Source organism: Streptosporangium sp. NBC_01755 (assembly GCF_035917995.1).
Lineage (GTDB): Bacteria > Actinomycetota > Actinomycetes > Streptosporangiales > Streptosporangiaceae > Streptosporangium.
The window spans coordinates 563,343-586,477 of the sequence record NZ_CP109131.1 but is presented as its reverse complement, the minus strand read 5'-3'; the positions used below and the strand labels follow the sequence as shown (position 1 = coordinate 586,477).

Genomic DNA, 23,135 nt, shown 5'->3' with positions numbered 1-23,135 from the left:
TAGTTTGCGAATAGTTGAGTTTATGGTGTCGACGGGAGGTAACAGCCCCAACACACGTGAATGCTTGCGAGCCTTAGCATCGAAAACTTCGCTGCTAAGACCGGACAAAAGCCATCAGTCCCTACCTTCGACCTCATGACCTTGGTGATGGAGAACGGCTGGCCGCGCACTGCGGCATGGACCGGCGGGGAACTCCGCATCGGCGGGATCGGCGTGCGGGAGCTCGCCGCCGAGTTCGGCACGCCCGCCTACGTCCTCGACGAGGAGGAGTTCCAGGGCCGCTGCGCGGAGTGGCGGGAGGCGCTCCCCGACGGGGAGGTGCACTACGGAGGCAAGGCCTTCCTCTGTCCCGAGGTGGTGCGCTGGCTGGACACGGCCGGACTCTGCCTCGACGTGTGCACCGGGGGCGAGCTGGCCGTGGCCCTGGCCGGGGGCATGGACCCCGCGCGGGTGGTCTTCCACGGCAACAACAAGTCGGTCGCCGAGCTGCGCCGCGCCGTCACCTGGGGCGTCGGCTGCGTGGTCGTGGACTCCTTCACCGAGATCGAGCGCCTGGCCGCCCTCGCGGACGAGGCGGGGGTACGGCAGCGCATGATGATCCGGGTCACCCCCGGAGTGGAGGCGCACACCCACGAGTTCATCGCCACCGGGGGTGACGACTCGAAGTTCGGGTTCTCGCTCAGCGCCGGACTGGCGGCCGAGGCGGTCCGCCGGGTCCTGGCCACCACCTCGCTGGAGCTGACCGGGCTGCACTCCCACATCGGCTCGCAGATCACCGACCTGGGCGGCTTCACCCTGGCCGCCCGCCGGATGGCCGACTTCCTGCTGGCCTGCGAGCTTGAGCACGGCGTGACGATCCCCAAGCTTGACCTCGGCGGCGGCCTGGGAATCGTCTACCGGCCCGGCGACCCGGTCCCGCCACGCCCGGCTGAGGTGGTCGCGGCGCTGCGTGCGGCCGTACCCGCCCGGGTGCGGCTCGCCGTCGAGCCGGGCCGCTCGATCGCCGGACCCACCGCCGTCGCCCTCTACGAGGTGGGCACGGTCAAGGAGATCCCCGGCGTCAACACCTACGTCAGCGTGGACGGCGGGATGAGCGACAACCCGCGCCCCGCCATGTACGGCGCCGCCTACACCGCGCTCCTGGCCTCCCGCTCCTCGGACGCCCCGCTGCGTAAGGTCACCGTGGTCGGCAAGCACTGCGAGAGCGGCGACGTGCTCGTCCGAGACCTGCCGCTGCCCGCCGACGTACGGCCCGGCGACCTGCTGGCGATCCCCGCCTCGGGGGCCTACCAGCGGTCGATGGCGAGCAACTACAACCATGTGACGCGGCCCCCGGTGATCGCCGTCCGCGACGGGGCCGCCAGGGTGATCGTGCGCCGGGAGACCGAGGAGGACCTGCTCCGCCTCTACCTGCGTTGAACGTGCCGGGCTGGGACCGTTCCCGGCCCGACGCGGCGCCGACGTCCACACCCAGGGAACCCACCCGACGGCTGGGAGCGAATCGCGGCTGGGCCGTGCGCTCACCCTAGCCGGCGCGACCAGAGGACGGGCGTCAGGATCGTGTGGTGGCCACGGCCACCACACGATCCTGGAGTGTCCCGGCCGGCGACCTCCCGGTCGGGGGGACGGACATCGACCATCGTGTGGGACGGCGGATTTCAGCGGCGTGCGGGTGGAGGGCCTGAGCCCGCCCGAGCTGGGACGCCGTCTGGGCGCCGGGCTCAGGTCTCTGTCTGGAGAGGGGTTTCGAAGCGGGTCAGCCAGGTGGTGAGGAGCGATTCGAGGTGTGCGGACTCTTCGGGGGTCAGCTCGTCGAGGAGGCGGCGTTCGTTGCGCATGTGCTCGGCGAACGCCCGGTCGATCAGCTCCTTGCCCGCGGCGGTGAGCGCGACCACCCGTCCGCGGCCGTCGCTCTCGCTCGGGCGACGGGTGACCAGCCCGTCACGTTCGAGCCGGTCGATGCGTTTGGTCATCGCACCGGTGGTGACCATGGTGAAGGCGGCGAGCTCTCCGGGGGCGCGCTCGAACGGCGCGCCGCCGCGTCGCAGGGTGGCGAGGACGTCGAACTCTCCCTCCCCGAGCCCGTACCGCCGGTAGACGACACAGAGTTGTTCGGTGAGGTGCCCGGCGAGGCGGTGCAGGCGCCCGATCACACCCTGCGGGCTCACATCCAGGTCCGGCCGCTCGCGAGCCCATTCCTGCTGGATGCGGGCTACATGATCCAGGTGTTCGCTCATGCCTGCAATATAGCTTCCAGAGAAGCTATATTGCCTTCTATGGAAGCTAATTTTCGCTGGGCGTTGGTCACGGCGATGGCGCCGATCACCTGGGGGACGACCTACTTCGTCACCCACCAGTTCCTCCCGCCCGGCTACCCCCTGTACGGGGCGGCCATCAGGGCGCTGCCCGCGGGACTCCTGCTCCTCCTCATCAGCAGAAGGCTTCCTTACGGGGCGTGGTGGTGGAAATCCCTGGTCCTCGGAACTCTCAACATGAGCGCGTTCTTCGCGTTGATCTACCTGGCGGCTCAGCTGCTTCCGACGAGCATCGCCTCGACGATCATGGCGACGTCGCCCGTCGTGATGATGCTCCTGGCCTGGTCGCTGCTCTCGGAGCGCCCGCGGATCCTGCACCTGGCCGGAGCCGGCGTCGGCATCGCGGGGGTGTGCCTCATGCTGTTCACCGGCGCGGCCGCCGTCGACGCCCTCGGCGTGCTCGCGTCCGTCGCGGCCATGGTGATGTCGTCGGTCGGCTACGTGCTGGCCAAGAGATGGAACGAGGATGTCGACGTGCTGTCGTCGACCTCGTGGCAGCTCATCGCCGGGGGAGTCGTCCTGCTGCCCTTCGCCGTCGCGGTGGAGGGCCCGCCGCCGAGCCTGGACGGACCTGCGATCCTCGGGTTCGGTTATGTCAGCGTCGTCGCGACGGCTCTCGCCTTCGCCGCCTGGTTCGCCGGACTACGGCACCTGTCGGCGGGAACGGTGGGACTCGTCGGGTTGCTGAGCCCGGTGACCGGGGTGCTGATCGGTACGACGATCGCCGGAGAGGCGCTCACCGCGCAACAGTTCTGCGGGCTGATGCTGGCACTCCTCGGCATCCTCCTCGGGCAGCCCGTCGCGGCCCGCCTCGTCGCGATCAGGCGGCAACGACGCCGGGCAAGGCCGGCAGGGCCTGCCCGGCGTCGAGAACGAATCAGCCGCTGACAGTGCCGTGTGGCCACGGACTTCGACTCCGACTCCGACGGCGCTCGGTCGGCGCCCTCCTGAGCGCGGATCCGACGGCACCCGGTCGGTCTCTCATCCCGGTCACGCTAGGCGATCAGGATCGGCCCCCGCACTCCGATATCGAGCCAGGCCGATGGCACCTGGAATATCGTCAGCCTGCGGCCAGGTCCATGCGGAGGAACTCGGTGATGCGGAGCAGCCTCGGTGGGCGTGGCACCTCATCGGAGAGAGCCTGGAACGCCTCGTCTTTCCCGACGAGGCGTGGGGCGGCGAGTTCCACCTCCCTCCCGTCGACCCGGAGCCGCGCCCCGTCGGCCGCCAAGATGTTCTGCACCCAGTCCGAGCGCGATCCATACACCAGAACGAACAGGTAGCCGCCGTCGACGGGGTGCGTATCGAGCGGCGTGCGGTACGTCGTGCCAGAGGTGCGACCGACGTGAGTCAGCACCGGCCATGTCCCGCTCGCGATCGCGCGAGGGTTGAACACCCGCTTGTTCACGTGCCCCCACCACTTCGGCATCGGCATCGGGGTCTTGGCGGGGCCGATCGCTCCCCTGTCACCTGGGGGAACCGAATGCGTCTAGGCTGGACCCGCAGTCGGTTCGCCCTGCCCTCCAGGCAGGCGCGTCGTAAGAGGGAACCCGGTGCGGCCGGCGCTCGCCTGTTTGGCTCGCGAGCTCGCCAATTCCGGGACTGCCCCGCAGCGGTGAGTGGGAACGACCGCCGTCAAACGCACTGGGTCCGAGTACCGGACCGGGGAAGCGACGGCCAGTAGATGCCCGGGCGAAATCCCGGGCGTGCCCGCGAGTCCGAAGACCTGCCACTGCCCGCGTGCGACCACGCACGCGGTGACTTCGGTGACCTCGAGGGCGGGTCGGCGCTGCGAGCGGGCACCAGATCAGGGTGCTCGCCGGTCAGCCGTTCCTTCGCGCCCATGAGAGCACCGGGGTTCTCCATGACTCGCGAAGGAGAGTTTCGTGGCTGAGACTTCCGCCACCCCCGCATCACTCGCCACCGTCCACGGCTATCCACGCCAGGGGCCGGACCGCGAGCTGAAGAAGGCGATCGAGGGCTACTGGGCGGGCCGCGTCACCGCCGATGAGCTGCATGACACCGCGGCCCGGCTGCGCCGCGACAACTGGCGGCACCTGGCCGGTGCCGGCGTGCGGGAGGTCCCCACCGGCGACTTCTCACTGTACGACCACGTGCTGGACACCACCGTCATGGTCGGCGCCATCCCTGAACGTCACCGGGCCGCCGTCGAAGCAGACGCCCTGGACGGCTACTTCGCCATGGCGCGCGGCACCCAGGCCGTCGCTCCGCTGGAGATGACCAAGTGGTTCGACACCAATTACCACTACCTGGTGCCGGAACTGGGGGCGGACACCGTCTTCACCGCCGATCCGGCCAAGCAGGTCGGCGAGCTGCGTGAGGCTCTCGCACAGGGGCACAGCCCGCGTCCGGTGCTGGTCGGCCCGGTGACGTACCTGCTGCTGGCCAAGCCCGCGCCCGGCATGGACCCCGGCTTCGACCCGACCACCCTGCTGGACCGGCTGCTGCCGGTCTACGTGCAGGTGCTCACCGCCCTGCGCGCGGCGGGCGCCGAGTGGGTGCAGCTGGACGAGCCCGCCCTGGTACAGGACCGCGACCAGGCCGTGCTGGACGCCGCGGCCCGCGCCTACCGGGAGCTCGGCTCCCTGACCTACCGGCCGAAGATCCTGGTCGCCAGTTACTTCGACCGGCTGGGAGAGGCGCTGCCGGTTCTGGCCGAGGCGCCGATCGAGGGACTGGGCCTGGACTTCACCGGCCCGGCCGCGGCGAACCTGAACGACCTGGCCAGGGTGGGCGGGGTTGTCGGCAAGCGTCTGATCGCGGGCGTCGTGGACGGCCGCAACGTGTGGATCAACGACCTGGAAAGGTCACTGTCCACCCTGGCCACCCTGCTCGGCCTGACCGACCGGGTGGACGTGGCGGCCTCCTGCTCGCTGCTGCACGTCCCGCTGGATGTCGCGCTCGAGCACGGGGTGGATCCGCAGGTCGGCCGCTGGCTTGCCTTCGCCCGGCAGAAGACGGCCGAGATCGTCACCCTGGCCAGGGCACTGAGCGAGGGCACCGGCGCCATCGCCGGGCAACTGGCCGCCAACCGGGCCGATCTCGCCTCGCGGGCGGCCTCGGCGCTCACCCACGACTCCGCCGTACGGGCCCGTAGCGCGGCGGTCACCCCGGCCGACGCACGCCGCTCCCAGCCCTATCCCGAGCGGGCCGTCGCGCAGCGTGCCCGCCTTGGCCTGCCGTTGCTGCCGACGACCACCATCGGCTCCTTCCCGCAGACCACCGAGTTGCGGGCGGCCCGCGCCGACCTACGCGCCGGACGCATCGACGCCGCCGCCTACGACGAGCGGATCGCCTCCGAGATCCGCTCGGTTCTGGTCTTTCAGGAGGCGGCGGGCATCGACGTCCTGGTACACGGCGAGCCCGAACGCAACGACATGGTCCAGTACTTCGCCGAGCAGCTCAACGGATATCTGGCCACGCAGCACGGCTGGGTGCAGTCCTACGGCACCCGCTACGTGCGGCCGCCGATCCTCGCCGGAGACGTCTCCCGCACCGAGCCCATGACGCTGCGCTGGACCCGCTACGCCCAATCCCAGACGGCGCGTCCCGTCAAGGGCATGCTCACCGGGCCGGTCACCATGCTGGCCTGGTCCTTCGTCCGTGACGACCAGCCCCTGGCCGAAACCGCCCGCCAGGTGGCGCTGGCCCTGCGTGATGAGGTCGCCGACCTGGAGGCCGCCGGCACCGCCGTCATCCAGGTCGACGAGCCCGCCCTGCGTGAGACCCTGCCACTGCGTGCCGCCGACAGGCCCGGCTACCTGGCCTGGGCAGGCGAGGCCTTCCGGCTCACCACCGGCGGGGTGCGGGCCGACACCCAGATCCACACCCACATGTGCTACGCCGAGTTCGGGGAGATCCTGGCCGCGATCGACGACCTGGACGCGGATGTGATCAGTCTGGAGGCCGCCCGTTCGCACATGCAGGTGGCGCGCGAACTCGCCGAGGCGGGCTACCCGCGCGAGGTAGGACCAGGGGTCTACGACATCCACTCCCCGCGCGTCCCCGGCGTCGGGGAGGTCGCGTCCCTGTTGCGTAAGGGGCTCGATGGTATCCCGGCCGGGCGGCTGTGGGTCAACCCCGACTGCGGCCTGAAGACCCGCGGCTGGTCGGAGGTGCGCGACTCCCTCGACAACCTGGTCGCCGCGGCCCGTGAGATCCGTAAAGAGGTGGCCGACCAGCCATCGGCCTGACCCGTCCGGTCCCGGCGCGGCATCGCGCCGGGGCCGGATCCCGTCGCCGTTCGGCCGGCTGGATCGCTGCGGGGCGAAGGCTCCGGCAGCGATGGCGGCGAAGAGCCGGTGGCGTCGCGCCTCGCCAGCGCGGCGGCGAACCGCTCCTCACAAGAGTGGGTCGCCTCTCCCAGGCTGATCTGGCGGGGCACCGGTGAGGTGACCGGTGGCGGGGCGCCGGTCACCGTTTTCTCGCCGCGGGCCAGACGACGGATCTCGTCCAGGTTCGTGCTCGTACCCGCGGGCAGGACGGCCTGGGAGCCGGGCCGCCGGATCGTCACGCGTCCCCGGCCGGCCACCAGCGCCTCCTCGGTGTTCAGGTCGACGACCAGCGCGGTGTGCTCGTCGATGCCCAGGACGGCGGCGCCCGGCGGCAGTTCAGGTTCCATCCGGGTCAGCCGCCGCTCGCCCAGGTAGCAGTAGCGGGTGTCGTGGGTGCCGCCCTCGGCGTTGTCGTAGTGCGGGACGACCGCTACCTTGAGGCCGAGGACGCCCAGCAGGTCCAGGCCCGGCCGCCAGTGGGGGGCGGCGCCCACCTTGTAGATCTCGTGCACCGGCACGGTCGCCACGCCCGCCGTGCAGGCGGCGGCCGAGGCCAGCACCGTCGCCCCCTCCCGCGCCCGGACACGGGCACGCAGGTCGCCGGCGACGTGCGTCGAGACCCATCGATCGAGGGCGAAGGTGGGGCTGCCGGGGCCGGAGAACACCCAGTCGGCGCCACCGACCTCGTCACCGACCTCGACCTCCAGGCCGACGCTGCGCGCGAAGTATCCCCGGGCGCGGGCGGAGATGTCGGCGGCGTTCTCCTGGAAGGCATACGGGGTGTCGAGCAGCACCGCCCGCGCCCCGCCACCCAGCTGGCGGATCACCGCGCGATGGACCTCGACCATCGTCGGGCTCGTCTCGCCCGAGCCCATGAGCACCAGCACCCCAGGCCGTCCCGCCATCGAGTCCCGCCTCTCTGTCGTCCTGCGCCAAGCCACGCACAGGAACGCTCCGACGGCAATAGCATCTCTGCGATAAACACGTTGTTGCATAATCAATGCAACAGTGCGGCCGGATGACGGGACATCATGTGAACGAGCAGCTCAGCCACCTCGTACCGGTATCGGTCGAGATCCTGTTGCTGCGGGCCGACCCGGCGGGCGCATGGCGCTACCGGCGCATCGTGACCTCACTGGACAGAGGAGAAAACCCGGACCAGGCGGTCCGCCGCGCCGGCGGCCTCACCGCCGAGGCGACGTCCACCGTGGTGCACTCCACGAGTTGGCGCTACCAGCCCGAAGGCCAGGTCGTCCTGACCTACGCCGTCTGCCCCGATCCCGCCGCCCACCTGCCGGCGATCGCGCTGACGGATTTCCAGCTCGTCAGAGGATCCGCGCCTTCGGCGCCGTCACCCGAGCACCTGCAGGTCGAGAACGTGGTCGCCCACGCCCTGCGGCACCTGGCCTTTCTTGTGCTGACCGACCCGGTCGTGGGCGAAGCCCTCACCCGCGACCCGGCCCTGGCCGCCGGCTTCGACGCCCTCAAGCGCAACGCCGTACCGCTTGGCGTCGCCGGAGGACTACGGCCCGTGGGGGAGCGGTGAGGACGCTCGCGGGCATGGGAGGGCAGGTCGGCGGAGATGCCGACTCGGTCTCGTCGGATAGCTTGCAGATTCCTTGCAATTGAGAGGATTTCGTATTAAGTCAACGTAAGTGGCGATCAGGGACCAGGCAATGGGTGCCTCGGCGCGACATGATCAGTTGCTCGTTGCCCGTCAGGGCGACCGCTCGCCACCCTCGGGCGCGGTAGAGGCCCAGGGCCGCGGCGGCGCAGGGGTGGGTGGTCAGCCAGTGCATTCCCGGCACGGCGCGGGCGAGCACGGCGTCATGGAGCGCGGCTCCGAGCCCCAGCCCGCGCCGCTGCGGCAAGACGCCCAACTCCTTGAGCGTGAAGTCCTGGCCCGGCTCATGACAGGTCAGCCTCGCCAGGTGCGAGCAGCGCACGCCGTAGGCGAAGCCGTACAGCTCCTCGCCGCCGAGGGCGAGGGCGAGCACGAACCCGGGCTGCTTACTGTCGGCGAGCAGCCGCGCGGCCACCCCCCGTGCGGCGGGGTACGGCTCGCGCCAGGGCGGCAGGGTGAAGACGTCGCCGCCGACGTCGGCGATGGCCACAAGGTGGGAGGCGGCGGCCTTCGGGCCGACCACCTGGATGTGGAAGGAGGCGACGCCCAGCCGTCCGGTTGGACCATTCACCAAGGAAGGACGGACGGTGGGCGCCGCGGTCATCGGGTCAGACGCCCTTGGCCTCGGTGAAGCGGGCGATGACGTCGTTCCAGTTGATCAGTGACCACAGCTTCTGCACGTAGTCGGGGCGCACATTGCGGTACTGCAGGTAGTAGGCGTGCTCCCAGGCGTCGAAGACCAGCAGCGGCGTGGTGTTGAGCCCGACGTTGCCGTGGTGGTCGTAGACCTGCTCGACCACCAGGCGCCGGCCCAGCGGCTCCCAGGCCAGGATGCCCCAGCCGGAGCCCTGCACGGTCGCGGTGGCGGTGGTGAGCTGCTTCTGGAACGCCTCGAAGGAACCGAAGTGCTCGGTGATGGCATCGCCCAGCTCGCCGTCGGGGCGGTCACCGCCATCGGGGGAGAGGTTCTGCCAGAAGATCGAGTGCAGCACGTGCCCGGACAGGTTGAAGGCGAAGGTCTTCTCCAGGCCGACCAGCCCGCCGAACTCGCTCTTGTCGCGGGCCTCGGCGAGCTTCTCCAGGGTGTCGTTGGCGCCCTTGACGTAGGCGGCGTGGTGCTTGGAGTGGTGCAGCTCCAAGATCTCCCCGGTGATCGCGGGCTCCAGGGCCGCGTAGTCGTAGGGCATATCCGGAAGGGTGTAGTCACCCATGGGTGTCTCCTCTGCGAGCTCTAATGCATTTATCTCGCAACAACAATAATCATGCAACTACCCGAGACGGTGCGCGGCATGCCGCTGCGGGTTCTCAGCAGGTCCGGCAACACCGGCAGCAGCCGCGCAACACCTGGCCCGGGGGGGTGACCTCGAATCCGGTTCGTGCCATCAGGCTCGCGGCCGTCTGCGCCAGGTCCTCAACGGCTACATCGGCCAGGACCCCGAACACGACCGTGAGTACGATCAGAGCGGCTCCGCCCACCCACAAGGGCACGCGCAGCCCGGCCACCGACGCCAGTGCTCCACCCGCCACCCCGCCAACCGCGCCGACGGCGAGCATGACGCCAAAAGCGCCCTCGGACAGGTGCATGCCACACCACACTGCAGGGCTTGTTGCAGTGCTGGACCGGCGCGTGCCCTACCTGCTACCGCGATCTCCCCGCCCCAACCGCAGTCCCTCGGCACCCACCAGGCTCAACCGAAGTACTACTAGTCGAAGTCGCCGTTCCTGATGCCGTTGATGAAGGCGGTCCATTCGGGGGTGGTGAAGATGAGGGCGGGGCCGGTGGTGTTCTTGCTGTCGCGGACGGCGTGGCGTCCGCTGGACAGCCTGGCGACCTCGACGCATTCACCGCCGTTGCTCGCCGAACGGGTGGACTTGATCCACTTCGCCGCTGCCAGTTCCCGGTTCAGGTCCATCGCTTGATCGTCTCCTTGATCAGCTTCAGCGATTCGCGCTGGGACAGTGCTTCGACGCGGATCGTCTCGTATCTCAATGCTAGGACGGCGACCTCGTCGGGTCGATCGGTCACTTGACCCGCACTGGCCGACTCGACATAGGCCGCGTTGAGCATTCCCCGATGCGCCTGCGCGACGACGAAACCTCCGCTGACGCCGGTCGTCGTGCGGGCCTGGGTCGGAAGGACTTGGAGCGCGATGTCAGGACGTTCGCCCGCCTCGGCGAGGTGCTTGAGCTGTGCCGCCATCACGTGGTCCTCGCCGACAGGACGGAACAGGACGCTCTCGTCGATGACCGCCCACAGCATGGGAGGGGTCGGCCGGCTGAGGATGCTCTGACGGTCCATCCGGGCCGACACGTACTCCTCCAACTGCTCGGAGGTGATGCGGGGCTCGCCGCGCAGCATGGCCTCGGCGTAGTCACGGGTCTGAAGCAGGCCGGGAACGACGAGAGGTTGCCAGGCCCTCAGGGTTTCGGCCTCCCGCTCGATCTCGATCCAGGGTCTGAACCAGTCGGGTAGGTGGCTGCCCACGTGGTTGAGCAGGTCCCACAGGTCGGTGAGGGCGGTGCCGAGCTCCAGGACCTCGTCGATCTTCTCGGCCATCTCTCTGGGCGCCTTCCGATGTCCGAGTTCCACCATGCTCACCAGGCTGACCGACCACCCGATGCGGTCGGCCAGTTCCTTCTGGCTGAGACCTGCTTCCTTGCGGCGCCTGCGTAGTTCTGCGGCGAAATATTCCTTTGGGGAGACTGTGGGGCTAATGCCCGGGGAGATGGACATTTCCCTTCCTCTCGTTAATGCACGACCCTCCACACATATCTGTGTAGTGACCGTGAGTCCGGGGTTGCTACCGAGCGTAGTCCTTTTTTGGGAATCTCGGAATAGACATCGGGTAGACGCCGGGAGTTGAGGCGAGAAAGCCCGAAAGGCGGACCAAAGGGCTGGGTGAAAGGGCATCGTGATGCAGTCGACCAGAAAGTCAGGGGAGATCTTCCTGCGGAGAGAACCGGAATCGGTTTCGCGCGCACGGGAGATGGTGCTCGATCTCCTCGGCGCCGATCATCCGGCCTACGAGCAGGTGCGGCTGGCCGTCTCCGAGATCACCACGAACGCCGTCGAACACTCGGAATCCGGCCCGGTAGGGGACCTGGTCATGGTCGTACTGAAGGTGGTCAACGACTTCGTCCACATAGAGGTCACCGACCCCGGTTCCGAGTCCAGCAAACCACACATAAGGGAGAATCAATCCACGAATGCGGAAGACGGACGAGGGCTTTTCATCGTCAACCAGCTTTCATCGGGAAACTGGGGCATTCGCGACTTCGGTGCCGGTGGCCGGACGGTATGGTGTGCGATCCCGGCAAATCCCTCAGGCTCCGATGAAACTCCGGTGGATATGTATGTCATTCCCGCCGTCCAGTCGGAGGCGTAGCATTCGGTAATTTTCTTCAAGCGAGGAATGCGCTCAAAACCCGGTCCTCGACCGTCATGGTGTGTACGTCTTCCTTCGGAAGAGCTGCCCCGAACCTGAATCGGCAGGGGCCGCCGCCTCCACGCCGGGCGAGGCGTGGCTGTGAGGTTCTCTCCAGGCCCTGTCCCCACTGCGGTCAGGTGGCGCCCCGCCGCGTTGTCGTCGGTCACCGAGGCGCGCCGCGACTCCCTCCTCCGTCTCGCGAGGCACCACCTGACCGATCCTCGCCACGGCGAGATCCGCCAGGCAGGGCCTGGTGCGTTTCGACTCTCCGTTCTGACAGGTCACGGATGTGGTGCTGAGATGTCCCACAGTCGTGTCGCGCTATCGTGGCCGGCGGTGGCCAGCAGGTGGCCGTCGGGGTGGAAGGCCAGCGTGTGGACCGGCTTGGGGTGGTTGAACAGGGCGACGGTCTGGCCGGCGGCGTCCCACAGCCGTACGGTGCCGTCCTCGCTCGCGGTGGCCAGGTAGTGGCCGGCTGGGTGGAAGGCCGCCGACCAGACGGTGTCGGTGTGGCCGGTGAACAGGGCGATGAGCCTGCAGGTGGAGACCTCCCACAGCCGTACCCCGTAATCCCAGCCCGCGGTGGCCAGCAGATGGCCGTCAGGGTGGAAGGCCACCGTGTGAACAGATCTGATGTGGCCGGCCAGGGGAGTGCCGACGGGCTTTCCGGTGATGGCGTCCCACAGCCGCGCCGTGTCGTCCTCGCCGGCGGTGGCCAGCAGGTGGCCGTCGGGGTGGAAGGCCAGCGTGTGGACCGGCTCGGTGTGGCCGGTGAGCGGAACACCGACGGGCCGGCCGGTGGTGGTGTCCCACAGCCGTGCTGTGCGCTTGGCACTGGTGTCCCACAGCCGCGTGTGGTCGCTGTCAGGCCGGAGGGGCGCGGTGTCGGTGTGGCCGGGAAGGGAGGCGCCGACGGGCCGGCCGGCGCTGGTGTCCCACAGTTGCGTTGTGTCGTCCCAACCGGCGGTGGCCAGCAGGTGGCCGCCGGGGTGGAAGGCCACCGCGCGGACGGACGCCCGAGAGCTGTGCCGGATGAGGGCGGAGTGCTCCCGGACGCCGTCGGGTGGGGCGGCTCGCAGGGACAGGCCGACGTCGGCAAGCCTCTGCTTGACATCTTCGGCCAACTCGGAATTGAAGCCCTCGATGGCCAGCAGATCCCGTTCGCCGAGGGCGGTCAGCTCGCCGCAGGTGTGGACGCCCACGCGCTTGAGACTGTTGTACGCACGGACCGTGAGGTTGAGTTCCTCGATGGGCAGAGCCAGGTCGCCGCCCGACGAGTACCCCAGGCACAGTGAGTCGTGGTCCGTTGTCCATGACTGGCGCAGTGACACCGTGGACCTTCCTTAAGATCACACTCTCCCCGCCGGGAGTCTTTCCACCGCCTGCCGAGGTGTCAACACGCGCCGTTCCGTACAGGCGCCCTCCGGCACTGCTCACACCACGGTTGAGGTGGTCGTGTGCCGGATCTGCCGGACCCGGGAGCCTGATGGCACACCGCCGGTGTCCGGGCTACAGGGGGAACCTCACCTCACGTCAGCGCGCCGTAGATTCAGCGCGTCGCTCATAGCGCGAGCGTGCGAGGTGATGGGCCGTACACAGCAGCTCACGCGTTGCGGCTTCAGTACGCGAGCCCGGGTTCACCACGGCCAGCCAGCCGACGGTGCCGTAGACGGGGTGCGCGATCACGGTGTCGGTGGCGCTGGGGTCGACCTCGACGGTGGCTGATTCGCGTGGCGCGTGACCGGTCCACCGGATGAACGCCTCCTTCCCGGGGGAGATGTTCACGCGGAAGGTGTCCGGCCGGTCCAGGCGCGATGCCTCGTCGCCGGGGTAGTTCTTGGTCACGACCGTCGCGAAGGGCTGGGTCGTTGTCGGGGTGACGCCATCAGGTGCGTAGTAGAAGAACGTGTCGCCCCAGCTGATCTCCGGCGAGCCGTCGCCGGGCGCCGGCCTAAGGGTCAAGGCGCCGTCAAGGCCGTCGATGAAGCTGATGATCTCGTCTATGGTCATGCGCTCCAGCGTTGCATTAAAGTGCTTGTGGAGACTTTGAGGATGAGACTTAGGGGCTTCAGGGTGTCAGGTCTCAAATCGCGGGACATGCGTACCGTCGATGTCGCGCGGCGTGCCGGGTGCTCCGTTCAGCAGGTGCGCAATCTCGAACGCGACGGTGTGCTGCCGTCGGCGACGCGCACGGCCACGGGCTACCGGATATATGGAGAGATACATCTACAGTCCGCGCTGGCCTACCGAGCCCTCGCAGCAGGCGCGGGTCCGATTGAGGCCAAGAAGATCGTTCAGGCCGTCCATCGGTTCCCTGTCTCGCAGGTGCTTGCCCTCCTCGACGCGGCGCACGCCCGGCTCGACGCGGAGCGCACGGAACTGAGGCGGGCCGAGGAGGCCGCCCAGGCAATCTCCAGCGAGCCGATCGAAGATGTATGCGCATCGGACTCGATGGGCGTCTCCGAGCTCGCCGCCGCCCTCGGCGTGCGCCCTTCGACGTTGCGGCACTGGGATGCGGAGGATCTTGTCGTCCCTGACCGCGACTCCGCGCGAGGAACGCGACGGTACACACCCAACCAAGTGCGGGACGCACGGATCGTTCACCAATTGCGCAGGGCCGGTTACCGCATCGCACCCCTTCGGGCCCTCATGCCGGAGCTACGGCGCGCCCGCCGATTGGCGGATGTCGCCTCCGCGCTGGCTGCCAGAGACGCCGGCATTACGGCTCGCTCCAAAGCCCTCCTCGATGGTGCCGCCGCACTCGGCGCTGTGCTCTCGTCCGCCACCTCGGCACCCCGCGACCCTGCCGACGCGAAACCCGCGTAGGCGAACCCCAAGTCCCACGAGTGTTTGTGAGTCCGGGGCGGACCATGACTTAAAACCGATTAAATCGGTATGGAAATATGGTTTTTATGTTCGCGGCACTGGCTGTTGACGGCAGCTCGATAGTGACTGTTTACTATCAAGCATTATGGAAGGACGACGTCCCCGAGTGGACGCGAGTCGGCGGCGTGAGGAGATCCTCGAAGCCGCTCTGGCCGAGTTCGGCCATAAGGGGCTGCATGCCGGGCGTCGACGCCGACAAGGCGCATTCCTTTGTCGCCGAGGGGATGCTGTACATGGCCTCCGCAGCGATGGATCTGCCGACCCGGATCAAGGAGGACCCGTGGGTCGAGCGGTTTCCGACCTCGGGCTGAGCGGTGTTTTTTTCGACATTTGATAGTGATTACTCACTACAAAGGAGATGTGACATGACCACAGCAACCGCCTGTCGCCGCCGGCAGGGCACCGCGGCCACCGGCCGGGGAGGGGCCGCCACCGCCCTCCCGCTGCCCGCCTGAACCGGGCCGGGGGGCAAGCAGCTGGATCTCCTCTCAACCCGCCCAACGAGGATGTCGTGATCGACGCCGTCGACCTGAGGGGTACACCAATGTCACCTATTCTCGAATCGGTGACGCTTGCCGACATCGCCGGGGGAGAACTTCCCGGCCATGTTCGCGAACTCGCCGGTGACCCCAACGCCTGGGTGACCCACTGGTTCCAAAGCCCCGGCCAAATCCAGGGAACAGGCCGCAAGGTCTGATTCACGCCATAGTCGAATCTCAGGGGGACGAAACGATGAGCGGGAGCTCCACCGGACTGATCACCGCGGACGAGCTGGCCGAACGACTCGGGTCGGGGTCGCGTGTCCGGCTTCTCGACGTTCGCTGGCAGCTCGGTGACCCGCACGGCCACCGCGCCTATCTCGAAGGCCACCTGCCAGGTGCCGTCTTCGTCGACCTGGACACCGAACTGGCCGCCCCGCCCTCTCCCGAGGGCGGGCGCCACCCGCTGCCGGACCTGGACACGCTCCAGCGCGCCGCGCGCCGTTGGGGGCTGGACGACGGTGACGAGGTCGTCGCGTACGACGCCGGTGGCGGTCTGTCCGCGGCCCGCGCGTGGTGGCTGCTGCGCTGGGCGGGGGTGTCCTCGGTTCGGCTGCTCGACGGCGGCCTGCGGGGCTGGACGGCGGCGGGCCATCCGGTGGAGACCGGCGAGGTCCGGCCAGAACCGGGAGGCGTGACGCTGACCTCCGGCGCCCTGCCCGTCCTCGACGCCGACGCCGCGGCCGAACTCGCCGGCACCGGCGTGCTGCTCGACGCGCGGGCGGCCGAGCGCTACCTCGGCCGGACCGAGCCGATCGACCCGCGCGCCGGCCACATCCCCGGCGCGGTCAACGCCCCCACCGGGGAGAACCTGACGCCGGAGGCGACCTTCCTCGACGAGGAGGCACTCGCCGTCCGCTTCGGCGCCCTCGGGGTGAAGGAGGGCACGGCGGTCGGCGTCTACTGCGGTTCGGGGGTGACCGCCGCGCACACCGTCTTCGCGCTGGAGCGGATCGGGATCCACGCGGCCCTGTACGCCGGGTCGTGGTCGCAATGGTCCAACGACCCCGACCGGCCCGCGGCCACCGGCTGACGGGGACTCGCCCACCGTGCCTTGGTGAGCGCAGCGGCCGCCGCGAGCCGCCGTGCCCTCCGAGGATGGTGGGCAGGGTGCCTGGACCCCCAGCCGGGACACGGGTACGGAGGTCTTGGACAGGGGCCGGTCTGGGCCGTGAACGGTGTCGCCGCCGGAACACGTACCCGACCAGGGTGTGATAAGCGGGGCATGGGATAGTTGGAGTGACGACGGGGCGCGGTGTTGACATCGCCGCCCGTCGGCCCGGGACGATCGTGTCCCGCGCCGCGCCTCCTGCCGCCGTCACCGCCGCACAGAGCGAGCGGAGACCCGCGGAGAAGTCTCTCGTGGATCATCCCCCTGTCATGCCCGACGCCCTCGCGCAGCTCAAGGCCCTTCCCTTGACTTCGCCTCCCGCCCCCGTTCCTTCCGCCGCCGCCCTACCCGGGGCGCCCGATTCCCCCTTATCCCCGCCCGAGGTTCCCGTCTCCGCCGCGTTCGAGGAGACTTCCTCCGCACCCGCCCCCCGGCTCGGGCGGGTCTTCGTCGCCCTGCTGCTGGTCACCTTCCTGTCCGCGCTGGATCAGACGATCGTCGCCACGGCCCTGCCCGCCATCGTCGGAGAGCTCGGCGGCCTGGAACACATGTCGTGGGTCGTGGCGGCCTACGCGCTCGCCGCGGCGGTCGCGATGCCGGTCTTCGGGAAGCTCGGCGACGCCCTGGGGCGCAAGTCGCTGCTGCTCGGGTCGATCGTCGTCTTTCTGGTGGCGTCGGTGCTGTGCGGCGCGGCCCAGGACATCGTCCAGCTCGTCCTGGCCCGCGCCCTGCAGGGCCTCGGCGCCGCGGGACTGATGATCCTGTCGCAGGCCGTGGTCGCCGACCTGGTCCCGCCGCGTGACCGGGGCAGGTTCCTCGGCCCGCTGGGCTCGGTCTTCGGCGTCGCCACGGTGGTCAGCCCGCTCATCGGGGGGACGCTCACCGACGGCGCCGGATGGCGCTGGATCTTCTGGATCAACCTGCCGCTCGGCATCGTGGCGCTCGTCCTCGTCGCCACCTCGCTACGGCTCCCGAAGCGGCGGCTGTCGGCCCCCCTCGACGTGACGGGCACCGCGCTGATGGCCGTCACGACGACCGCGCTCGTCCTGATCGGCACCTGGGGCGGCACGCTCCACGGCTGGGCGTCCCCGACGATCCTGGGCTTGGGCGCGTTCGCCGTGGTGGGAACGTTCCTGTTCGTGCTCGCCGAGCGCCGTGCGGCCGATCCGCTCATCCCGCTCGGCCTCCTCGCCGACCGCACGGTCCTGGTCGCCGGTGGACTGAGCATCGTGGTCGGTGCAGGGCTGTTCAGCGTGGTCAGCTACGTGCCGTCGTACGTCCAGATGGTGTACTCGATGAGTGCCACCGCGGCGGGCCTGTTCCTGGTGCCGCTGACGCTCGGCCTGCTCACGGCGAACATCGGCACCGGTCTCCTGATCAGCAGGTTCGGGCGCTACAAGATTTACCCGATCGTGGGCACCGCCCTCGCCGCCGCCTCGACGCTGCTGCTCGGGTCGATGACCACGCAGACGCCCTGGTGGCTGCTGGCCGCCTACCTGGTGTTGCTCGGCCTCGGGGTCGGCTGCTTCATGCAGGTCTCGATCACCGCGGTGCAGATCGCGGTGCCTCAGTCCTCGGTCGGCACCGCCACCTCGACCGTCGTCTTCGTACGGGAGATCGGCGTGACGGTCGGGGCGGCGGTGATCGGTTCGGTGTTCGCCAACCGGGTCGCCGCGGGGCTGGGCCCCGTGCTCGGCGGGGCCGGTGACCCGCACCGCCTGACCCCCGAGGCCGCCGCCGCGCTGCCTCCCGCCACCCGCGCGCTCGTCGCCGGCGCGTACGCCGACGGCCTGGTGCCGATCTTCCTGTGGTTGGCGGTGGTGTTCGGCGCGGGACTGGTGCTGGCGCTGCTGCTCAAGGAACGCCCGCTCACCGGATCACCCGGCACGGCCGCCGACGGGTAGCCCTCCGCGACCGCTACCGTGGCCGAGACCTCCCTCAGGTTGTCCACCTGGGGCAGCAGGGAGGCGCCCGGGGCCGAGACGTCCACCATGCCGCCGACCGCCTCGGCGGCGGCCTGGAGCATGCCGTCGCTGACCCGCCGCGCTCGCGACACGACCGCGCCCAGTCCCAGCCCCGGGTACAGCAGGGCGTTGTTGGCCTGAGCGATGACGTAGGTGACGGCGTTGTGAGTAATGGGGGCGATCGGGATGCCGGTGGCGATCAGGGCGCGGCGGTGTAGACGGCCAGCTTGCCGACGGCGATGCCGGAGCCGCCGCCCACCCCCCAGTCCCCGATGCCCAGGATCTCCTCCGCGTCGGAGCTGATGGCTGCACGCCTTCCCGGACGCCGAACCCGCTACCGCGACATCCGCCCCGCAGTGGCCTGAACACCAACCGCCATCGCTCAGGAGAGTCGCCCACGCCCACGGCTGGTGGCCCTTCTTCCGTCACTACCCGGAGATGCTCGCGGCGATGTTCGTCGGCATGGCGGTGCTCGGCGCCGCCGTGCGCGCCGGCCTGGCGCTCGCGGGCCTGGAGTTCCCGGCGCGATCGGAGGCGGCCGCCCTGGAGATGGCCGTCAACATGTCCGCCGGGATGATCGCCTGGATGCGCTACCGGGGCCACGGCTGGGCCGCGACGCTGGAGATGGCCGGCCGTGCTGCGTTTTGCGGCGGCGCCGACGTTCTCGTCGCCGCGCAGCTCGTGTTCCTCGCATGAGCGGCGCGCACGGGTCCGGACTTGTGCGCTCCGCTTGAAGCCGCTTTTGCCGTGGCGTGGGTCCTGTCCTGCCTGCGCCTCCCGTTCGGGTGATGCCTTGACCTCGGGTAAAACATTGCGGGAACCGTATCGACTGGTCCTTACTTCGGGTAAACAGTAAGAAAAGCTCCCGTCCGGCCCATGTCGTCGGCTGGTTTCCGCCCGGTGGACGCCGGAGTATCGGCGCCCGGCGTCTGGCCGGGACATCAAATGATCAATCGGAAGTCGACCCGTCATGAGTGCACACGTTCACGTCCGTCTCGACCACGGCCTGACCATGAACGAAAAGAGCGAGCTGGTCGAGCTGAAGCACTGCCAGTGTGGCGCCGTATGGACCACGACCCACTGGGCCGGGGACGGCGACCTGGAGTGACCGCCGGGCGGCGGTGGCCGGGGACCGCACGCTGTTCTCGCGGTCTTCGCGGTCTTCGCGGGACGACATCGACGAGCGGCTCAGGGAGTGGATCACGGCCGATGCGCCGATCATGATCGACAGCCCGTCCCCGTCCCTGTCGGCGCGGCGGATGTGGCACTGCTCGCTGCCCGAGGGGGAGGCACGCATACCCTGCGGCGGGACGCATGTCTCGCGGACCTCCGAACTGGGTCCCGTGCGGGTCTCCCTCTCCCTCCAGGACGCGGAGCTCACGATGCGCACCGTCGTGGGCCTTCCCGCACAGCGGTAAGGTCTGGCCGCGCGGGAGGGGCCGGCCGCGAGGGGAGGTCGGCTCGCGGTCCCACCGGGCCGGTGAGCAGCGGCCCAACCCGCTCACCGGTCTTCTCGCTGATCCGCTCACCGGTCTTCCCCGCTCATCGGCTCACCGCCGAAGCCAGGGCGCGCACCCGTTCGGCGTTCTGGTCGTGCCCGATGACGACCGGTGGCTCGTTGTACGGCATGGCGTCGGAGGAGCGGCGCAGTTTGACGTACTGGCCGCAGGCGTCGACGGCGTAGGGCTCCATGTCGTCCTGGAGCGCGCCGATCACCGTGATCCCGTACGTCTCGCCGATCCGGCGGAACAACGCCACGGCCTCCCTGCGGTGCTCCTTGCCGAGGTTGCGGCCCAGCTCGTCGAGGACCAGGCACAGGTGCCCGCCGCCGGAGGACGCGATCGCCGCCGCGCAGACCAGCTTCACCGCCTTCTCGTCCATCAGCGCGGTGTTGGCCCGCCGGTTGTACGGCACGAACCCCTGCCCCTCACCCCTGCGCCACTTGGGCGTCACCCGCCACGCCCAGCGCTGCTCGGGGTCGGCGGGAGCGGGAGGCACGGGGAACTCCAGCGTCGCGCCGTAGCCGCCGTAGGAGGTGTCGAGCTTGTCGAACTCCTCGGCCACCCGGGTCAGCCGCGCCCTGATCGCGGCGGTCAGCGCGGCCCGGTGCACGGCGGTGGACTGCGCTGCCTCCTCGGCGCCCCTGGCCGCGGCCGTCAGGTCGCGCTGCCGGGTGGTGATCTGCGTCTCGATCTGGCGACGCCGGTGCCGCTCGTACTCCTCCTGGCCGCGCAGGTAGGACGCGAGCGCCGAGCACACACCGGGGAACGTCGCCTGCTCGCGGGCGGTGCGCCCGGCCCCGGGCGCGGTCCGCTCCCTGACCAGGAAGCGCAGCTCCTCGGGCATCTCCTCGTCCTCACCGGGGAAGGTGTCGCGCAGCGCCTCGTCCAGGCGGCGCTCGGCGGCTCGCCACCACTCCTCGGCCGTCAGTGGGCGCTCCTGCTCGTCCAGGGTGCCCAGCCACTCGCGGGCACCGTCGACGGTTCCGCCCCAGTCGTCGGCCAGCGCGGCAAGCCTGAGAGCCTCGCGGTCGGCGGCGATTCTCGCCGCCTGCTCAGCGGCCTGGTCGCGGTCGGACTCGTGCCGGGACCTGCGGCCCTCCAGGCGCTCGACCTCCATGCTCCTCGTACGGGCACGGAAGTCCAGCGTGCTCGCCCGGCGCTCGGCCTCGCCCACCTTCGGCGTGACCTCGGCCAGCGCCCCGGCCAGCTCGGCGAGCGCGCTCCGCCGCCCGGCCAGCCGCCGTTCGATGTCGGCCAGCTGCACCGACCCCTTGGCCCCCTCAAGCCGCCGGCCGGCCTCGGCCACGGTGTCCTCGGCGGCCCGCACGGCCGACGCGGCGCTCTCCTGCGTGTCGCGTGCCCGGTGCAGCCGCTGCTCGGCGGCCTTGATCCGGGCCTCCCTGCCGGTGACCGCCACCTCGAACGACCCCACGACGGTGACTCCCGCCGCGCTGACCAGAACCGAACCGGGCAGCGCGTCCAGCGCCCGCGCCGCGGCCTCCAGATCGGCCGCGTCAACGATCACCGCGTGTTCGTGCGGCCACCCGCGCGACCCGAGCGCAGGAGCAGCCTCCTCGTCCCGGGCCTGCTCGGCGACGTCGATCGCGTCGAGCAGGCCCGTCGCTCCGACACCCGCTCCGGCGAGCGCGTTGAGCTGTGCCGCCGCGGGGCCGCCCTCGGCGTCGTCCAGCGCGGCCTTCGCCCCCTCGACCTCGCGGTCGGCCACGCCCAGTGCTTTCAGCGCCTCGTTCAGCCGTGTCCTGGCCTCGGCCAGCTCCGCGCCCGCCGTCGCCACGTCGCGCCCGTCGGCCAGACGGCGCTGCTCCTCAAGCCCGGGGATCCAGCCGCGCAGCTCGTCCACCGAGTTCTCCGCCACCGCCCGGTCGGCGTCCAGTTTCGCGGCGCGTGCCTGCAGGGTGGCCAGCTCCCTTCGGGCCTCGGCCAGGCCGCGCTCCAGGGTGTCGTCCTTGAGGGTGGCGATCTCCGCCCTGATCTCGCCGATCGCCTCCGTGGCGCGCTCGCCCGCCGCGCGGGCCCGCTCCAGCTCCACCGCCAGCGCCTCGTCCCGCTGCCCGGCGTCGGCGAGCCTGCGCGCCAGCCGTCCCCGCCAGCAGCGCATCGCCTCGGCCAGCCGGACACGGGCACGGTCGCGCCGGTCGAAGGTCTCCAGGAGCGTACGGGACTCGCCCTCGAACTCCCGCAGCATCTCCACGGCCCGCGTCGCGCGCACCCGCCTGGCGTGCTCGTCGCGGCGGGCCTCCCGCTCCTGGTCGAGCTCGGCGTCCAGACCGGTCAGCGCGGCGATCGCCTCGAAGACCCGCTCAGGGGAGATCTCGTTGAGCGGCTGGGAGAGCAGGTTGGTGGCGACCTTGCTCCGTACCGAGGTGGACAGGAACGACACGCACCTGACCCGGTCGCCGTACAGGAATCTGGTCAGGTCGCGCGCCACCACGTCGCGTCGGCCCGCCGAGCGGGGCAGCGCCGCCCACAGCGCGTCGGCCCGCGTCACCCGCTCCGCCTCCGAGGTCGCCGACGCCAGGTGCACTCCCCGGGTCCACCTGATCTCCAGGTGCGGGGCCTCCTGGTTGACCCGCAACCACACGGTCACCGCGTCGTCCAGGGAACCGGTGTCCGCGGGGCTTGTGTGTACGGAGCCGGCCGGCGCGAAGACGCCGACGATGTAGCCGTGGTCGGCGCTGGCCCAGGTCCGGCCGCCCCCGCCCGCGGCGAGTTCGGCGTTGAACAGCAGCTCCGACACCGACTTGGCACCCGAGGCGAAACGCCACTGCTCGTCTCCGAGCAGCGCGGTGATCATCGCGATGAACGACGACTTGCCGGCACCGTTGGAGTCCTTGGGACCGGCGCCCGCGACCACGATCAGCGTGCCCGGCACGGTCGGCACCGGGTGGGTCGAGAGCCGGGAGATGTTGACCGGCTGCACGGCGATCAGCACCCGGTCACCCACCACGTTCTCGGTCGGAGCGGTGGCGCGGATCTCCACGGGGACCAGACTCGCCTGCGTCCCGGCCGAGGCCACGGAGGTCTCGGTACTCGTGGCTCGACCCCTTTTGGCCGGAACATCCTCGGTCGGAGCGGTTACGGCCCGACTGCCCTCGGCCGGAACGTCCACGGTCCGAGTGCTCGCACCTCGGCGGCCCTTGGCCGATGTGTTCCCGGTGCGGGCGTTTCCGGCTCCGGCGGCTCGGGTGGCTCCGGCGGCTCGGGTGGCTCGGGTGGCTCGGGAGGTTCCGGTCTGGACGGCTTCGACCGTGTCGGTGTCGGTGTCGGTGCCGGTGTCCGTGTCCGTGTCCGTGCCCATGCCCGTGTCCGTGCCGGTGCCCGTGCCGTCGGCCTCCGCGCGGCTCCCGCGTGAACTCTTCGCGGCCTGGTTCCGCTGGTCGGTCAACCCCGTCGTTCCTTTCTTCCATCCTGTTCCCGGTGCCGGGAGCGCCGGGTCCTCGGCACCTCCCA

Annotated in this window: 24 protein-coding genes, 2 pseudogenes and 1 riboswitch; of the genes and pseudogenes, 13 read left to right on the top strand and 13 right to left on the bottom strand. The window is 70.1% G+C overall.

Translation table 11 applies throughout. The annotated features are described in order from the left end of the window. Positions 1 to 60: 60 nt before the first annotated feature. Positions 61 to 1,419 carry a diaminopimelate decarboxylase gene (gene lysA, locus OG884_RS02440; RefSeq protein WP_442811619.1) on the top strand — a complete coding sequence of 453 codons (1,359 nt, stop codon included), beginning with the start codon at positions 61 to 63 and terminating at the stop codon, positions 1,417 to 1,419. A 302-nt stretch (positions 1,420 to 1,721) separates the two neighbouring features. On the opposite strand, the gene OG884_RS02435 is transcribed toward lysA, so the two are convergent. After that, a complete protein-coding gene (locus tag OG884_RS02435; protein ID WP_326641663.1) occupies positions 1,722 to 2,237 on the bottom strand; it encodes a MarR family winged helix-turn-helix transcriptional regulator in 516 nt (171 codons plus the stop codon). 39 nt (positions 2,238 to 2,276) lie between these two features. On the opposite strand from OG884_RS02435, the gene OG884_RS02430 reads away from it, so the two are divergent. Beyond that, entirely contained in the window at positions 2,277 to 3,203 is a 927-nt protein-coding gene (locus OG884_RS02430) for an EamA family transporter (protein WP_326641662.1), read from the top strand. Positions 3,204 to 3,375: 172 nt separating this feature from the next. On the opposite strand, the gene OG884_RS02425 is transcribed toward OG884_RS02430, so the two are convergent. Then, the gene (locus OG884_RS02425) at positions 3,376 to 3,723 is read right to left on the bottom strand and encodes a nitroreductase family deazaflavin-dependent oxidoreductase (RefSeq protein WP_326641661.1); all 348 of its coding nucleotides are present in this window, start codon (positions 3,721 to 3,723) and stop codon (positions 3,376 to 3,378) included. An 81-nt stretch (positions 3,724 to 3,804) separates the two neighbouring features. Further along, positions 3,805 to 4,063: riboswitch (cobalamin riboswitch) on the top strand. A gap of 138 nt (positions 4,064 to 4,201) precedes the next feature. Here OG884_RS02425 and metE point away from each other — a divergent pair. Beyond that, complete coding sequence (gene metE / locus OG884_RS02420) at positions 4,202 to 6,529, top strand: 5-methyltetrahydropteroyltriglutamate--homocysteine S-methyltransferase (RefSeq protein WP_326641659.1); 2,328 nt, start codon at positions 4,202 to 4,204, stop codon at positions 6,527 to 6,529. 1,099 nt (positions 6,530 to 7,628) lie between these two features. After that, positions 7,629 to 8,156, top strand: coding sequence for a hypothetical protein (locus OG884_RS02415; protein WP_326641657.1), 528 nt, complete (start codon positions 7,629 to 7,631; stop codon positions 8,154 to 8,156). Between the two features lie 100 nt (positions 8,157 to 8,256). Here the strand turns inward: OG884_RS02415 and OG884_RS02410 are convergent, their stop codons facing one another. The 5 genes from OG884_RS02410 to OG884_RS02390 all read right to left on the bottom strand — a co-directional run bounded on the left by OG884_RS02410 (position 8,257) and on the right by OG884_RS02390 (position 10,968). Then, positions 8,257 to 8,805, bottom strand: coding sequence for a GNAT family N-acetyltransferase (locus OG884_RS02410; protein WP_326641655.1), 549 nt, complete (start codon positions 8,803 to 8,805; stop codon positions 8,257 to 8,259). Positions 8,806 to 8,842: 37 nt separating this feature from the next. Beyond that, the gene (locus OG884_RS02405) at positions 8,843 to 9,445 is read right to left on the bottom strand and encodes a superoxide dismutase (RefSeq protein ID WP_326641653.1); all 603 of its coding nucleotides are present in this window, start codon (positions 9,443 to 9,445) and stop codon (positions 8,843 to 8,845) included. Positions 9,446 to 9,539: 94 nt separating this feature from the next. Further along, positions 9,540 to 9,818, bottom strand: a complete 279-nt coding sequence (locus OG884_RS02400) for a hypothetical protein (RefSeq protein WP_326641651.1) — start codon at positions 9,816 to 9,818, stop codon at positions 9,540 to 9,542. Between the two features lie 119 nt (positions 9,819 to 9,937). Next, positions 9,938 to 10,147: a DUF397 domain-containing protein gene (locus OG884_RS02395; RefSeq protein ID WP_326641649.1), complete on the bottom strand. Its 210-nt coding sequence runs from the start codon at positions 10,145 to 10,147 to the stop codon at positions 9,938 to 9,940. After that, entirely contained in the window at positions 10,138 to 10,968 is an 831-nt protein-coding gene (locus OG884_RS02390; RefSeq protein WP_326641647.1) for a helix-turn-helix domain-containing protein, read from the bottom strand. The genes OG884_RS02395 and OG884_RS02390 overlap by 10 nt, the downstream gene beginning before the upstream one ends. Before the next feature lie 181 nt (positions 10,969 to 11,149). Here OG884_RS02390 and OG884_RS02385 point away from each other — a divergent pair, with 181 nt between their 5' ends. Then, positions 11,150 to 11,620 carry an ATP-binding protein gene (locus OG884_RS02385; RefSeq protein ID WP_326646840.1) on the top strand — a complete coding sequence of 157 codons (471 nt, stop codon included), beginning with the start codon at positions 11,150 to 11,152 and terminating at the stop codon, positions 11,618 to 11,620. Positions 11,621 to 11,943: 323 nt separating this feature from the next. Here OG884_RS02385 and OG884_RS02380 read toward each other — a convergent pair whose 3' ends face one another. The 3 genes and pseudogenes from OG884_RS02380 to OG884_RS02370 all read right to left on the bottom strand — a co-directional run bounded on the left by OG884_RS02380 (position 11,944) and on the right by OG884_RS02370 (position 13,672). Beyond that, positions 11,944 to 12,696: a WD40 repeat domain-containing protein gene (locus OG884_RS02380; RefSeq protein ID WP_326646839.1), complete on the bottom strand. Its 753-nt coding sequence runs from the start codon at positions 12,694 to 12,696 to the stop codon at positions 11,944 to 11,946. Between the two features lie 27 nt (positions 12,697 to 12,723). Beyond that, positions 12,724 to 12,927, bottom strand: a pseudogene (locus OG884_RS02375) (DNA-directed RNA polymerase subunit alpha C-terminal domain-containing protein); the annotation flags it as partial. Between the two features lie 268 nt (positions 12,928 to 13,195). Next, positions 13,196 to 13,672 carry a DUF6194 family protein gene (locus tag OG884_RS02370; protein ID WP_326641645.1) on the bottom strand — a complete coding sequence of 159 codons (477 nt, stop codon included), beginning with the start codon at positions 13,670 to 13,672 and terminating at the stop codon, positions 13,196 to 13,198. Between the two features lie 87 nt (positions 13,673 to 13,759). On the opposite strand from OG884_RS02370, the gene OG884_RS02365 reads away from it, so the two are divergent. The 5 genes from OG884_RS02365 to OG884_RS02345 all read left to right on the top strand — a co-directional run bounded on the left by OG884_RS02365 (position 13,760) and on the right by OG884_RS02345 (position 18,102). After that, positions 13,760 to 14,488: a MerR family transcriptional regulator gene (locus OG884_RS02365; RefSeq protein ID WP_326641643.1), complete on the top strand. Its 729-nt coding sequence runs from the start codon at positions 13,760 to 13,762 to the stop codon at positions 14,486 to 14,488. A gap of 86 nt (positions 14,489 to 14,574) precedes the next feature. Beyond that, complete coding sequence (locus OG884_RS02360; protein WP_326641641.1) at positions 14,575 to 14,859, top strand: hypothetical protein; 285 nt, start codon at positions 14,575 to 14,577, stop codon at positions 14,857 to 14,859. A 200-nt stretch (positions 14,860 to 15,059) separates the two neighbouring features. Further along, positions 15,060 to 15,245: a hypothetical protein gene (locus OG884_RS02355; RefSeq protein WP_326641639.1), complete on the top strand. Its 186-nt coding sequence runs from the start codon at positions 15,060 to 15,062 to the stop codon at positions 15,243 to 15,245. Between the two features lie 35 nt (positions 15,246 to 15,280). Beyond that, entirely contained in the window at positions 15,281 to 16,120 is an 840-nt protein-coding gene (locus OG884_RS02350; protein ID WP_326641637.1) for a sulfurtransferase, read from the top strand. 329 nt (positions 16,121 to 16,449) lie between these two features. Continuing rightward, positions 16,450 to 18,102: an MDR family MFS transporter gene (locus OG884_RS02345; RefSeq protein WP_326641636.1), complete on the top strand. Its 1,653-nt coding sequence runs from the start codon at positions 16,450 to 16,452 to the stop codon at positions 18,100 to 18,102. 65 nt (positions 18,103 to 18,167) lie between these two features. Here the strand turns inward: OG884_RS02345 and OG884_RS37385 are convergent. Together OG884_RS37385 and OG884_RS37380 are read right to left on the bottom strand one after the other, a co-directional pair. After that, positions 18,168 to 18,335, bottom strand: a pseudogene (locus OG884_RS37385) (malic enzyme-like NAD(P)-binding protein); the annotation flags it as partial. A 26-nt stretch (positions 18,336 to 18,361) separates the two neighbouring features. After that, on the bottom strand, positions 18,362 to 18,466 hold the full coding sequence (locus OG884_RS37380; RefSeq protein WP_442811710.1) for a hypothetical protein: 105 nt from the start codon (positions 18,464 to 18,466) through the stop codon (positions 18,362 to 18,364). Positions 18,467 to 18,600: 134 nt separating this feature from the next. Between OG884_RS37380 and OG884_RS02335 the strand changes: the two genes are divergently transcribed. The 3 genes from OG884_RS02335 to OG884_RS02325 all read left to right on the top strand — a co-directional run bounded on the left by OG884_RS02335 (position 18,601) and on the right by OG884_RS02325 (position 19,580). Further along, positions 18,601 to 18,858, top strand: a complete 258-nt coding sequence (locus OG884_RS02335) for a hypothetical protein (RefSeq protein ID WP_326641632.1) — start codon at positions 18,601 to 18,603, stop codon at positions 18,856 to 18,858. Positions 18,859 to 19,132: 274 nt separating this feature from the next. After that, positions 19,133 to 19,270, top strand: coding sequence for a hypothetical protein (locus OG884_RS02330; RefSeq protein WP_326641630.1), 138 nt, complete (start codon positions 19,133 to 19,135; stop codon positions 19,268 to 19,270). 13 nt (positions 19,271 to 19,283) lie between these two features. Then, positions 19,284 to 19,580: a hypothetical protein gene (locus tag OG884_RS02325; RefSeq protein ID WP_326641628.1), complete on the top strand. Its 297-nt coding sequence runs from the start codon at positions 19,284 to 19,286 to the stop codon at positions 19,578 to 19,580. A 124-nt stretch (positions 19,581 to 19,704) separates the two neighbouring features. Here the strand turns inward: OG884_RS02325 and OG884_RS02320 are convergent, their stop codons facing one another. Further along, a complete protein-coding gene (locus tag OG884_RS02320; protein WP_326641626.1) occupies positions 19,705 to 23,070 on the bottom strand; it encodes a chromosome partitioning protein ParA in 3,366 nt (1,121 codons plus the stop codon). Positions 23,071 to 23,135 lie beyond the last annotated feature (65 nt).